Origin of the sequence: Leucothrix arctica (assembly GCF_003172895.1) — a bacterium.
GTDB lineage: Bacteria > Pseudomonadota > Gammaproteobacteria > Thiotrichales > Thiotrichaceae > Leucothrix > Leucothrix arctica.
Map to the genome: position 1 here is coordinate 1 of NZ_QGKL01000037.1, position 12,908 is coordinate 12,908.

General features: G+C 41.2%; 11 protein-coding genes and 2 rRNA genes. 7 read left to right on the forward strand and 6 right to left on the reverse strand.

Annotated features, from left to right (window positions below):
* The 3 genes from DKT75_RS13660 to DKT75_RS13670 form a co-directional block, all read left to right on the forward strand.
* A 23S ribosomal RNA gene (locus DKT75_RS13660) occupies nt 1–322 on the forward strand; the annotation flags it as partial.
* Between the two features lie 144 nt (nt 323–466).
* Nucleotides 467–582: ribosomal RNA gene (gene rrf / locus DKT75_RS13665) — 5S ribosomal RNA — on the forward strand.
* Between the two features lie 137 nt (nt 583–719).
* Nucleotides 720–2,177, forward strand: coding sequence for a hypothetical protein (locus DKT75_RS13670; RefSeq protein ID WP_109824001.1), 1,458 nt, complete (start codon nt 720–722; stop codon nt 2,175–2,177).
* Here the strand turns inward: DKT75_RS13670 and DKT75_RS13675 are convergent.
* The 3 genes from DKT75_RS13675 to DKT75_RS13685 form a co-directional block, all read right to left on the reverse strand.
* Entirely contained in the window at nt 2,166–2,798 is a 633-nt protein-coding gene (locus DKT75_RS13675; protein ID WP_146201385.1) for an EF-hand domain-containing protein, read from the reverse strand. The two genes, DKT75_RS13670 and DKT75_RS13675, sit on opposite strands and share 12 nt — an antisense overlap.
* A 224-nt stretch (nt 2,799–3,022) precedes the next feature.
* Nucleotides 3,023–3,598, reverse strand: a complete 576-nt coding sequence (locus DKT75_RS13680) for a LemA family protein (RefSeq protein WP_109824003.1) — start codon at nt 3,596–3,598, stop codon at nt 3,023–3,025.
* Between the two features lie 129 nt (nt 3,599–3,727).
* Nucleotides 3,728–6,709, reverse strand: coding sequence for an NAD-glutamate dehydrogenase domain-containing protein (locus DKT75_RS13685; RefSeq protein ID WP_109824004.1), 2,982 nt, complete (start codon nt 6,707–6,709; stop codon nt 3,728–3,730).
* Between the two features lie 255 nt (nt 6,710–6,964).
* Here DKT75_RS13685 and nadE point away from each other — a divergent pair, with 255 nt between their 5' ends.
* Nucleotides 6,965–7,756 (forward strand): NAD(+) synthase, encoded by a 792-nt coding sequence (nadE, locus tag DKT75_RS13690; protein WP_109824005.1) that lies wholly within the window; start codon nt 6,965–6,967, stop codon nt 7,754–7,756.
* A 96-nt stretch (nt 7,757–7,852) separates the two neighbouring features.
* Here the strand turns inward: nadE and DKT75_RS13695 are convergent, their stop codons facing one another.
* Nucleotides 7,853–8,311 (reverse strand): YHS domain-containing (seleno)protein, encoded by a 459-nt coding sequence (locus tag DKT75_RS13695; protein WP_109824006.1) that lies wholly within the window; start codon nt 8,309–8,311, stop codon nt 7,853–7,855.
* 178 nt (nt 8,312–8,489) lie between these two features.
* On the opposite strand from DKT75_RS13695, the gene DKT75_RS13700 reads away from it, so the two are divergent.
* Nucleotides 8,490–9,362 (forward strand): aldose 1-epimerase, encoded by an 873-nt coding sequence (locus tag DKT75_RS13700; RefSeq protein ID WP_109824007.1) that lies wholly within the window; start codon nt 8,490–8,492, stop codon nt 9,360–9,362.
* Between the two features lie 80 nt (nt 9,363–9,442).
* Entirely contained in the window at nt 9,443–10,144 is a 702-nt protein-coding gene (locus tag DKT75_RS13705; RefSeq protein ID WP_109824008.1) for a DUF6969 family protein, read from the forward strand.
* A gap of 116 nt (nt 10,145–10,260) precedes the next feature.
* Here the strand turns inward: DKT75_RS13705 and DKT75_RS21840 are convergent, their stop codons facing one another.
* The gene (locus DKT75_RS21840; protein WP_158278875.1) at nt 10,261–10,629 is read right to left on the reverse strand and encodes a hypothetical protein; all 369 of its coding nucleotides are present in this window, start codon (nt 10,627–10,629) and stop codon (nt 10,261–10,263) included.
* 1 nt (nt 10,630) lies between these two features.
* On the opposite strand from DKT75_RS21840, the gene DKT75_RS21845 reads away from it, so the two are divergent.
* Entirely contained in the window at nt 10,631–10,990 is a 360-nt protein-coding gene (locus DKT75_RS21845) for a cytochrome c peroxidase (protein ID WP_158278876.1), read from the forward strand.
* Between the two features lie 28 nt (nt 10,991–11,018).
* Here the strand turns inward: DKT75_RS21845 and DKT75_RS13715 are convergent, their stop codons facing one another.
* The gene (locus DKT75_RS13715; RefSeq protein ID WP_158278877.1) at nt 11,019–12,812 is read right to left on the reverse strand and encodes a sensor histidine kinase; all 1,794 of its coding nucleotides are present in this window, start codon (nt 12,810–12,812) and stop codon (nt 11,019–11,021) included.
* Between the last annotated feature and the right edge of the window lie 96 nt (nt 12,813–12,908).

Sequence of the window (12,908 nt, forward strand, 5' to 3'; positions counted from 1 at the left end):
GTTCAGAACGTCGTGAGACAGTTCGGTCCCTATCTGGTGTGGGCGTTAGAATATTGAGGAAAGCTGCTCCTAGTACGAGAGGACCGGAGTGGACGAACCTCTGGTGTACCGGTTGTCACGCCAGTGGCATAGCCGGGTAGCTAAGTTCGGAAAGGATAACCGCTGAAAGCATCTAAGCGGGAAGCCTCATCCAAGATGAGTATTCTCTGGGAACTAGATTCCCCTAAAGGGCCGTTGAAGACTACGACGTTGATAGGCACCATGTGGAAGTCCAGTAATGGATGTAGCTAAGGTGTACTAATTGCCCGTGAGGCTTGATTCTATAACCTTGAATGGTTTGTTGAGAGAAAGTGTGACAAACAGACAATAGCGGGTAACCGCTACTAGATTATTACTTATTCGTGAGCCTGTTGTGGGCCGTTGACTGAGGTTAACGTATTGACAACAGGTATCACACACCGGTTTTCTTGGTAACCATAGAGACATTGAACCACCTGATCCCATCTCGAACTCAGCAGTGAAAAGTGTCATCGCCGATGATAGTGTGGGGTTTCCCCATGTGAAAGTAGGTCATTGCCAAGATTTAATAGGAAGCCCTGTTTACAGATAATACTGTGACAGGGCTTTTTTTATGCCTGAAATAAGGTGAGTAGTTGTACATCTAGATAATCAAAATAGCGTTAATATACGCTTACTGAAAAGAAAGACTGGAGAGTCATATGAAAAGTGAAGTAATAACAACTCATACACTTTTTCATCACTATATTAGAGAGCTAGAGAATGCAAAAGAAGCTATTGCTCAGACTGATAAGTATTTGAAGCCAGATAGCCCTAACTATTTAGTAAGTTATATAGAGAAATTAGAAAGTCTCCAGCTATTAGGACAAGATCAGTTAGAAAAAATAACGAGAGCCAAAGCTAATTTAGGCGCATACAAATTAAGGGCGTCTCAGGCCCAAAATATTTTAGATAATCATCCTAAAAAATTAGCCGAACTCACGGGAAGTAATGATGTTTTTTTAGCTCCACCCGAGCGACAACATGAATGCTTATATATTTTAGATCAAGAAACCTGTCATGCAAGCTGTGTAAGTGAGGAAGCTTCTCCAAGAACAACAGTAAAGTTCTCGGGTAAAAGTAATATACAGCTACTTCATGAAGAACAAACCGATGCTGTAAGAGTGTGGCACCACAATGTTCAAGTTAGTAACTTGTGTATAACTGATCTACGCCATTACAACGATTCACATCGTGACGCAATACAGCTAATTCCCCCCGTATTACATAAAGAAATTAATGGTGTTTCGCGTCGTTTAGGTGATCAGTTAGCAGGGACTATATTGAATGATGTATGTATTCGAGATTGCAAAATTGAAGCACCTAATGGTCCACTTCAGGGTGTTTTTGCTAGTGATGGGATGCACCGTAATCTTCGAATTATAAATAATGACATTAAAACGCTCGGCTCTCATACGATTTCTATAGCAGGACTTTTAACTGGAGGTGTTATTTCAGGGAACAAGTTACATAAAGTCGAGGGTGGTGAAACGCCTCAAATAAGGCTATATCCAGCTAGAATCGGTGGCAATATGGCTGAAGATGGTGTCGTAACAATACTGTCCTTTGCAAAAGAAAAGGGCTGTGATTTAGTTGAATATGCTGAAGTAGATACTGGCTCTGAAGGTAATGTATTAACTCTTGAGGATGGTAGTTCCAGCCCATTAGAGATTACTGATTTAAGGCATGAAATTCCAACAAATATCGAGCATATGTCTTTAGGATTAACTGATTTTAATTACAATGCCTACCTTGAAGAATTTAGTATGACTCAGTATTCGGAGTATGTTGAAAGTGATCCAGTTGGTGCTAATCAGTTACAAGCTTGGTTGAGACTAAGGTCTGAAGAGTATTCTAAGGGGCGTCCAGAAGGTCATCAGTTGGGGCAGCCTAGTAGTGAACAACAGCATATTGGCCGAAATGATTTAGCTCCTGCGCTTGAAATCTTACGTAGCGGTGGGCTGGGTGATATCTATATTAGTGAAATTAGACAGACAGCAATACGTAGTTTCATCATGAAGCGCATAGCAATCAAACATGGAAAGATAGCTCCTTTAAAAGATCTAGGGAGTAATAATGCTCGTCGTGAATTGATACTACGTTTTCTATTAGCCAAGTAACAATGCAAGTACTGACAGTGCCAGCCATGTAACTATGTGCGCGACCATCCAGAATGAATAACGTTTCAGTAATTTATCTGGAGGGATACTAGAAATAATAAAGGGTCTACCATCTGTAGTCTGTTCTACTATGTGTGAAGCAGACTGTCTGTATTCGTGATCATGGTTATTGTCTACGACTACTTCTGCTGCCTGTCGTGCAACCATTAGTTCATGCTGATCTATTTTTCCATTACCATTTTTGTCAAAGCGATGAAGCATTTCAACATGATCTTTTTTCCAATCTGCTAAGAGGTGTAGTGTTGCCTGACGTTTGTCCGTATCCGTGTAATGGCGACTAAGTGTTGTTAGCTGTCCTAAAATATAAACTGTTTCGCCGGGGTGTATGGCTCTGTACCAGTGTTGTTGTCGGTTGAATAGTGGGGCAATGATTTCGGCCTTTTGTGGGTCGACAGTACAACTACCATACTCATCTGTCACAAGAAATCCATCAACACTGCGTTGTTTAGGTGTGCAAAACCAAACCGTAGGTGGAAGATAAAAAGGTCCTGGCCCTGTTTCGCCAAGGAAAGTCATTGCCGTCCCTTCTAGCTCCACATACCCTTGCGCAACTGTTCGCAATGATGTCCTGCAAGTGTCACTTAGAGTTCTAAACCTTTTAAAAAGAATTAGTGATGCAATTAAACTACTGACAGCAAAAATGGCTAAATAAACAGGCCTTTCACTAGATGGAATAATAAATACAATCAACGCTAAAAAGCAGGGATACAACCAGTTGCTGAAAATAGCGACCAATAAGCCTCTTAAGGAAAATAGATACATCGGGTATCCCTACTTATTGAAAATTAGCTTTTGAAAGCATCGGCAACGGATACATCATTTAGCTCGCTCAACTGAAACTCCATTAACTGGAAAGCTTCAAAGTTAAAGATGTTAGCAACGATATTGTCTGGGAATTGTTCTCGACGAGTATTCATGGTCGCTGCAGATTCATTATAAAACTCACGACGGTCAGAAATACTATCTTCAAGCGAGGTAATACGGGTCTGTAAGCGCAGGAAAGCATCACTTGCTTTAAGTTCTGGGTAGTCCTCTACCACTGAAAATAAGTTAATTAAGCTATTTTCTAGAGAGTGCTCGGCACTACTTAGTTGTTGGATATCACCAGATTGAAGCGCTGCTTCAGCATTTTTTCTTGCAGCAATGACGCGAACAAGTGTTTCTTGTTCGTAGTCCATGTGTTGTTTGCAAGTATCAATAAGTTTTGGCAGCTCACTGTTACGCTGTTTTAGGAGAATATCTATATTACTCCATGACTTCTTGGCGTTATTTTTTAACGTGACGAGTTGGTTATAGATTGCGATACCCCAAGCAAAGGGGGCAACAATAAGTGAAGTGAAAATGATTAGTCCAATATTCATGGCAGCAATATTATTTTTGTTAGTGATGATTTTTAGTCTATCAGTTACTTATGCCATGCTTCTTCGTTATCCGATAATAGGGAAAGCCTTGGCAGGCTTCCCCTATATCAACAATAGTTGTTTCTTATCTTATTTGATACGTTTTAGCTGTGCATCAATTAAGTCTTCGTACAAACTATTATCATTTCCTGCATACACCATCGCTGAGGCTAGCTTACTCGCTAAAATAGCGTAGGTAACTTTCTTCGGTAAGCGATCAATACGCTCATGCCATTTCTTGTTATCACGGATGATAGAAGGCATGTGATTGAGGATAGCGGAGATATGATTAGGCTGGTTACAGCGTTCAGGGTTCGCTTGGAAGAACTCGAACATGCGTGCGTAATGTGAATTAATCTCACGACTGATCTTATTAGAAAGGTCAGTATACGTAATCGCACCTTCTTGTTGCTTGTAGCGTAATAAGATTGCTTCAGCTTCCTGCTCTGCCATACGGTTAAGTATTACGATGACATCATCTACATACTCATCTTTGTTAGCCAAAAACTCTTCTTCACTAAGCATTAAGTTAGCAATGATTTCGTAAGAAGAAGAGATAACACCACACTTATTGGCAGACGCATCACGCATGATCACAACACCATTTTGTTGCAGCATCGTACGTGCTTTTGGTGTGATGAACGAGTTTGCACCCTCTACGATAACCGAAGAGCTTGGCGTGCCATCTTTAAGGAAAAATCGCTCAGCATTACTAGCGTCAATCGTTTCAGGACGCCCGCCTGCAGGGATGAATAAGTCGGTTTCGACAGTGAAAACTAAGTTGTTAAACAGCTTATAGAACGCATCTGTTGAAATCCATTCTTCTTCAATTCCAGATTCTGTCATGATCAACTTACGATACATCACACTCATGTCTTCTTTACGTGTCTGCATGCGATAAATCATGAAGCCACCAACATGCAAAGCAGAGGTATCAAAACCATCAAGATCAGTTTTTAAAATGACCTTGCTCATTGCTTCTTTATCGAGACCTTCTGGGTCAAAGAGTGCGCCCGTTCCATCGATAATGAGTTTGATCGCAACATTAGGGCAGCGCTCATAAAGCAGGCGCATACCATTACCGGCAACATCACCATTCGGGCCACCAGTAAACTTCACACTGAAGCGATCTTGGTGCATATCTATACCCAAAGACTTCATGGTTACTTCTGCAAAACGAATTACACCGATTGACGTTACACCGTAGTCTTTATGGTTAATACCAACCTGCTTACTCGACATGATGCCGGTACCAAGTACATAGCCACGCTCTTTTGCGGTCTTTGCAATTAGCTCGATCATGACGTTGTGCATGTTTTCATCTGGGCCAAGTTCGATAGGCTCATCTTGACCATAATAATCGACAACACGTAAGTCTTTAGCTAAGCCATTTTCAGTAATATACAAATCCAAGAAGGCATTAATAAAGCCGAATTGAAGCTTATACAGGTACTGTTGACGCTGCTCAGCGGTCGAACGAGGGTCAATATTAAGGATGGCAACCATCTTAGAGCCACCTTCATAAATATCCTTGTTCTTAAGGTGTTGTGTGTGTGCCAGTACATAGTTCTCTTTAAAGATCGTACTTGCGCTCGTAATATAATCGTCACGACTCTGAGTGATCAAGGTTCTCCAGCCACCACGTGCAATATCAGAGAAACCAATGTGATAACCCGAGCCTCGACGACCTGAGAAGTAGGTAATACGGAATGGGCGATCAGTCGGAAGGTCATTAGTAAACGATGCATCCAGAGTTTCTAAGTACTTAGGGTCTAAACGGAAGGCTAGTGCATGCTTCTCTGGAACAAAGAAGTTTGTCTTAAGACAGAACCGAATGAATGATGTTGCACAGCTAAAGATTGTGCGACGGAAACTATCTAACTTACGACGCCCAGAGTTGAATGATTCAACCATTTCAAGCGTCTTTGTTAGTTCCGCTTCGTAATCAGATTTACGGTCTTTTGTATCAATCTCAGGGTTGAAGCGAGTGTAAAATAGATTTAATAATTGACCACTGATACTTGGATTATTGTGGAACGCAGGCATGATGTTTTCTAGATCGAAAAGATCCGGATCGCTGTGCGCTAAGTTAGTGTGACAGAAACCAATCATTGCAGTAATTAATGTTGCATCGTTACCCGTCATCAAACCGGTTTCAACGAGTGCTCTATAACTGCTTGCACCTGTAGACAAAATTTGAGTGTTGTATAGCTCACGTTTTAGCGTTGCGTAGAGTGGACTACCTGCATTAAGAGGCTGCTCATCGCGAGGTTTTACATAGAACGTTGCAAGGAAACAAGGTGATAAATCATGATCAATCGTCTGGGCATATGAGCGCTTTACACTGATATTTAATCGTTGGAATACTTCCAGTAGCTGCACTACAAAACCAGCATGAGGCGGGTTGGTCACACCAAAGGAGATACGATATTCACCATGGCTTGTTGTTTCACGGCGAAGATAAATACCACCATTATTTTCGGTATCACTGTAAAGGCGTAATAACCTAGCAATACGCTTAACGGGTGATAGACGCACATACTCTCTATCTGTATTCCAAATTGTCCCTAGTAAATCTGGAATAGTGCTGACGTCAAAACCATCGTCTAACACTTTCATCGCTTCAGTCGTGTTAGCTATTGTTTCTGCAGGGACTTCTGTTTGCTGTTGGTCATCATCTGAACGATGGCCAGTGGAGTTGAAGTTACAGCGAACTACCTCTAGATTCATTTCACTGTTTGGCAGCTGACCAAATGATGTCGTTATTTCTAAGTAAGTAATTTTCTGCAGCGGTATATTATGCAGTGTTCGATACAGCGAACCTTTCTCATCAATCTGAGCAAGCATCAAGCACTCGGGGCGATCAACAAGTGTTAAGCGCTTATAGTTCTCTAGTCTATGCAAACTAGTTGCTAGTAATGACAGCGCATCGCTCTCATCTTGATTAAGTCTAAGGAAGTAAGGGCTCATTTGTTGTTTAAGCCACTCAATGTTCTCATCTAACTTAAGGTGTGCAGAGTTAGCTTTTTCAGCTAGTACCTCAGCAACACTATCTGTACTATTGTAATTCATGATACTACTCTTAAGATTTTTCAATAATGACCTTATGGATATCCTACGCCTTTAATTTTCTACGTAAATAACTATTTTGATATTCTCAGTTGAATAATTGTCTACCTTTTAACGGTCTTATTAGGTCAAGTAATATGTTTTAGGTGTGAAATGTAGTGTTTTATCTTGTTTGTACTACTTTGATCAGTAACAGTGCTTTCTGACGTTTTTTTGCATACCATTAAGTCTTTAGACTCATTAATAGTGGATGCAAATATGAACAACACAGCAGTTATTGATTATATTGTTGACTGGATGAAGGGCTACGTCATTAAATCATCGACTAAAGGATTTGTTGTTGGCGTTTCGGGTGGGATTGATTCCGCACTAACTTCAACGTTGGCCGCTAAAACTGGTCTTCCTGTGCTTTGCCTTGAAATGCCAATTCACCAAGCTGACTCTCAAGTGACCCGCGCACGTGAACATATTCAGCAGCTTGAAGCTAAGTATCCTAACGTCAGCTCTATTGAGACAGACTTAACGCCTGTTTTTGATCAGTTTGTTGACGGCTTACCTGCCGTTGAAAGTGAAGACTTGCGCTTCTTATCACTCGCTAATGCACGTGCACGTTTACGCATGACTACTTTGTATTACTTTGCTGGCTTGCATAACTATATTGTTGCGGGCACGGGAAATAAGGTTGAAGATTTTGGTGTTGGCTTTTACACAAAGTACGGTGATGGTGGCGTTGATATAAGCCCGATTGCAGACCTTATGAAAACTGAAGTGTTTAGTTTAGCCAAAACGTTAGGTGTCATTGATGCTATTCAAGTCGCTAAACCAACAGATGGTTTGTGGGGTGATGACCGTTCCGATGAAGATCAAATCGGTGCAAGTTACCCTGAGTTAGAATGGGCTATGAAGTATGACGAAAGCAGTCAGCCAGAAACAACGTTGACTGAGCGCGAGAAAGAAGTCTTAGCAATTTACACACGCTTAAATCGTGCTAACCAGCATAAAATGAATTCTATCCCTGTTTGCGATATTCCAGCTGAGTTGATGAGTTAAGCTTCACTAATTTCAGTGAGTAAAAGGCTGCCCACTGTGGCAGCCTTTTACATGTTGGTTCTCTTTCCTAAATAAGATTATAGCGAGTGGCTTCCCTTATTTTGCTAATACTGAAGGCCACTGCACATCTGCTTTTTTGATGTTACCTGGAATGTCCGCACTCCACTGAGTTTGAACATCTTGGCTATAGTTTAGGTACAGTTTTCCATCTTCTATATGCCACGCATTAGGATCTGTTTTAACGGCTGCGCCTTGAATGACAGCCCAAGCGCAATATCCACCGTACTGAGGTGCATACTTTTCTGGTGCAGCAACGAAGTCTGTTTTGTTAGCTTCATTTTTGAAGTACCACTTAGCGCCATTCCATTCGTAGGAATACTTATTCTCACCTTTTACTGGCTTGCTGTCTTTAAAGTAGGCAACAGGGTCATACCCGTCAATAGCACTACCAAACAGATTGGTATGAATCGGTTCTACAGCGAATGCATTTCCTGCAACGAAGAGACTAAGAAGTAGGGCAAGTGGCCAGTGAAGAAGTTGTTTGATTGAAGGCATGATTAATAGCTCGTTTAAAGGTTGAAAAAAGTCGAGGCAAAATTAATAATTTCAGGAGTATTTGCCTGCACTTAATGGTTGTACGCTACAGTTTATTGATTGGATGAATATAACAACGCTCAGAAACTTGCGAGCGGGGCTATTTAATGGATGTGTTTACTAGGAGGACAGAGTCAAAATGCTTGAGATTAGCAATAAGGATGTTGTTTTACAGATAAGAGATGACTTGGGGGCTGCCATTTCACGTTATGACTTTGTTGATGGTCATGCAATCTTTCGTCCAGCGCCTGGCGACTCTAAGCTGCCTTTTGAAATGGCTTGTAATTTATTGGTTCCTTGGTGTAATCGTATCTCTGATGGCGGCTTTTTTTGTAATGATACATTTTACCCTTTAGCGCCAAATATTGAAGGTGATGAGAGTCCGTTACATGGTGATGCTTTTCTAAAAGCATGGACTTGCATTGCGACCTCAGACACATCTTTAACACTTGAATTGGTATCTAAGAATCTTGGACCTTTTGAGTATCGAGCGGAGGTGATTTACACCTTGCAGGGTAAAGATTTGACTATTGATTTGTCAGTAACAAACTTGAGCACTCTCGAGTTACCTTACGGTCTGGGCTTACACCCTTGGTTTAAGCAGGATGAAGATACTGAAATTCAGGCGTCTATACAGCATGTAATAACCAGTAACGAGCATAACTTACCTGAATCTAAAGTGGTTGTTTCTGATAAGCCAGAACTGGACTTTCGAACATCTAATAAGTTACCTGTAACAGGGCTTGATAACTGTTTTACTGGCTGGGATCAACGTGCGGTTTTGACTTGGCCGTCACGTAATATGAGTGTTGTTGTAGACGCGGGCAAAAACTTCACAGAATGTCATATTTACTCAAAAAATAGGCAGGGGAGCTTTTTCTGTTTTGAGCCGGTGACACATCCTGTTAACGCTCATAACTGGCCTGATCAATCACTCAAGGGTTTAACGTTATTACGAGAGGGCGAAACGATAACAACCCACTGTCGTTTTTCACCTGAAATAAATGAATAAAAACCAGACATATTCATAATGCATCTACTTTGAGTGACGTATCGTATTCATATGAAGATATTTTCAAATACGGTATTCAGATGGATGATTTAAAACACCTTTCAAAAGAGTCACTTAGTGAGTTGCTCGTTATCGGGCAACAACTTAAAATTGCTGCCTTGTCACTAAAAAAAGGTGGTCTAAACATTGTTGGAGAGTGCCTTAAAGGGCAAGGGGACTTTTATGAGCTCTCTCACTATCCGCAAGATGATGTTTACGATGCTGAGTCAAAATCACAATACTATTTCCACGCGCACCGAGGTATCAATGGCGAATATGGCCATTTTCATACCTTCATGCGAGCGCCTGGTATGCACGCTTCTGCTAAGCCAATTAAAAATACCAGTACAGAGCCATGGCCTTCAGGTAATGATGCGCTGTCGCATTTGGTTTGTATTTCGATGAATCAAGAGGGTGTGCCTATTGGTTTGTTTACAACTAATCGTTGGGTAACGGGTGAGGCTTGGTATCGAGCTGAAGACGTTGTGCCGATGATTGATCAGTTTGAGGTTGACCATGCGTTTCCTAATCTTGCTGTTAATCTTTGGATCTCTGCAATGTTTAGGTTTTATAAGTCAGAAATTGCGGAGCTGATTGTGAGTCGAGATGAGGTGATTGGGGAGTGGCAGTCCAAATATCTTGAAAGAGATGTATTTGAAGATAGAGACCTTGAGATAGCCAGTTTTAAAACGATCGATGTAGATCAAAAAATAATAGCCATTCAACGTGCTTTAGATGCATGAATCAGGAGAGAGAATATGAAAAAATTTAAAATGACGCCAGTGTCAATGGCGGTTGCTGCCGCGATCGTTGGTGTAGCGGTGATTGCAGCACCTACGATTTCTGAAAAATTATCTGGTCAAACATCAATAGAGGCAGCAAATCCATGCGCTGCTAAGAATCCATGCGCTGCTAAGAATCCATGCGCTGCTAAGAATCCATGCGCTGCTAAGAATCCATGCGCTGCTAAGAATCCATGCGCTGCTAAGAATCCATGCGCTGCTAAGAATCCATGCGCTGCTAAGAATCCATGCGCTGCTAAGAATCCATGCGCTGCTAAGAATCCATGCGCTGCTAAGAATCCATGCGCTGCTAAGAATCCATGCGCTGCTAAGAATCCATGCGCTGCTAAGAATCCATGCGCTGCTAGGAATCCATGCGCTGCTAAGAATCCATGCGCTGCTAAGAATCCATGTGCAGCTAACCCATGTGTTGCAGCTGGAATCACAGTGAAAGATCTTACTCGTCCAGAAGGTGTGAAGGCTTATCAAGGTGAAAAAAACGAATTATTAGCTTATGGCGCTAAGCTTTGGCAGGACACGTCACTAAGTTCAAGTGGTGGTTTATCTTGTGCAACTTGTCATGCAGGTTACAACACGCTTAGTAATAGTTTTGCACTGCCTTATCCTCACTCTATCTCAATGGTGAAAGCACAGGTAGGTGTTGATTTAGCAGTAGACGCTGAACAAATTGTCCAGTTCTGCATGATGTCTCCAATGCAGGCTAAAGCACTTGCTTGGGACTCAAAAGAGTTAGCTGCGTTGACAACGTTTGTGACTGAATTCCAGAAAGGGTATAAGCCTAAATAAAGTAAGACTATATAAAGCTAGGCTTATCTTAGTGATGACCTAGCTTTTGTATAACAGGTATTTCTAAGCGAATAGACATGCCTTTTCCCAAGTGTGTATCAAAGCTAATATTAGCGCCGATTAAATCGGACCGTTTCTTCATGTTTAATAAGCCTCGACCTGATGAAGAGTTTAAGTCTGCACCGATACCATCATCTATTATTGTAATGCATGCATATTGCAAATTATCTTGAACGAATTCATCCGTATTCACCGTTAAATTCTTAGCGTTACTATGTTTAATGGCGTTAGTAATTGCTTCTTGCACAATCCGCATTGTATGTAACACATTGGTTGGACCAAAGTGATCAATGCGAGGCAGATTTTCAACTTTCCAATGCAGCTTGAGAGAGGCATTAGACAGTTGCTCAGATAATCGCATGCGCAACATACCCAGCAATGTTGGCAGGTCTTCCGCTTCATAGTCTAAGGAGTCAATAACAAGGCGTAGGTCTTGTAAGGCAGCCTTGAGGCTTGTGCTTAATAACTTAGGGTTTACTTGGCCTGCTTCAATACTTGCAAGAGTAGCAACTAGTTGGCCGCCAATACCGTCGTGTATGTCCCGCATAATACGCTGTCTTTCTTCTGCAACACTGTACTTTTTGGTAAGTTGTTGCAGCATGCCATAGCTATATTCCATTTCTTCAGTTTTTTGTTTTATCTCTAGTTGCAGTTCTTGGTTGTAGTGCTCAACCACGTTCATGCTTCGTACAAAGCGGTTGATAAGGTTGATAGAGATAACAATAATGACCAAAAGGACAGCGAAGTGGATCATGTAGGGAGAGTGTTTTGGGATAACGTGAGTCGCTAAAAATAGATCATGCATACCAAAGATCATGATAGAAATACCACCGATGAATAATGTGACTAACTGCTCATCCTTGGTTTTCAAAAACTGTTTGAAGATAAAATGTATTGTATATATGCCTAAGAAAGCTATTGCGGGACTCCAAATCGAATAAGCGTAAAAAATCACCCATTCAAGGTCATGATAGAGAAACGGAAGCGATAAAATCAAAACATAGAGTAGAGCCAGCTTTTCAATTTTTCGAGCAACAACACCAGTATAGCGATGAACAAAATACACCACACAGAGCATTGTATAGCCAAAACTTAAGGGGGCTAATATTTCCCAAGTTATTACGTTTATTGGAATATCCCGTAAAAAGTGGTTGCTGTCGTGGTAAGTCCAGAGAATAGTGAAGATGGCGTAAAATAAATAATGAGAGTCGTTTTGTCTAAATAACCACAGAATACTAAAGAAAATACTGGTTAGTAACATGGCAAAAGTTACTGCCGTTACCAAATCTACTCGAAGATGGTCTTGCATGCTGGCATATTGTTTGATTATTTGGCTTGGCCCTACATATACATTGCCTAGGTAAGTATTTTTACTTAGATCACCTACAACATGGATTGATAGTATATTTTGTTTGCCTTGATGTGAGGTCTTATCAAAGTCGAATAACAGCGTGTGGTTGCGGTTTCTGGTCAGGTTACCGCTCATTGAACCACCATTACCAAGCCATTTTTTATTCAAAAAAACTTCCGCATTTTGGGACACATTTTCTAAGTAAACAGCTAGTTTTCGTTGGGTTTTGTTATCTAGATTAAGAGGTAAAATATACCAAAGGCTGGTACTACTAGTGTCCTGGGCAGAGACCCAGCCGGGTAAGCTGATATTGATTCTTTTAGCGCTTGATAGTGCATCAGGGTTACTTACTTGCGAAGAAATGAGTTGACCACTTTCCAGTTTGTACTGGGAAGGTGGGGAGGGCTGCATTAAGTAACTTACGTAAAAAGCGAGAATAACGTACAGGGCAAATAGGCCAAACGATATCATGCCCTTTTTGTTAATTATTGGTCGGTCTTTAGGTGC

Coding starts and splice junctions, on each gene's coding strand:
- DKT75_RS13670 (WP_109824001.1), top strand. CDS start 720: ATGAAAAGTGAAGTAATAACAACTCATACACTTTTTCATCACTATATT.
- DKT75_RS13680 (WP_109824003.1), bottom strand. CDS start 3,598: ATGAATATTGGACTAATCATTTTCACTTCACTTATTGTTGCCCCCTTT.
- DKT75_RS13685 (WP_109824004.1), bottom strand. CDS start 6,709: ATGAATTACAATAGTACAGATAGTGTTGCTGAGGTACTAGCTGAAAAA.
- nadE (WP_109824005.1), top strand. CDS start 6,965: ATGAACAACACAGCAGTTATTGATTATATTGTTGACTGGATGAAGGGC.
- DKT75_RS13695 (WP_109824006.1), bottom strand. CDS start 8,311: ATGCCTTCAATCAAACAACTTCTTCACTGGCCACTTGCCCTACTTCTT.
- DKT75_RS13700 (WP_109824007.1), top strand. CDS start 8,490: ATGCTTGAGATTAGCAATAAGGATGTTGTTTTACAGATAAGAGATGAC.
- DKT75_RS13705 (WP_109824008.1), top strand. CDS start 9,443: ATGGATGATTTAAAACACCTTTCAAAAGAGTCACTTAGTGAGTTGCTC.
- DKT75_RS13715 (WP_158278877.1), bottom strand. CDS start 12,812: ATGCAGCCCTCCCCACCTTCCCAGTACAAACTGGAAAGTGGTCAACTC.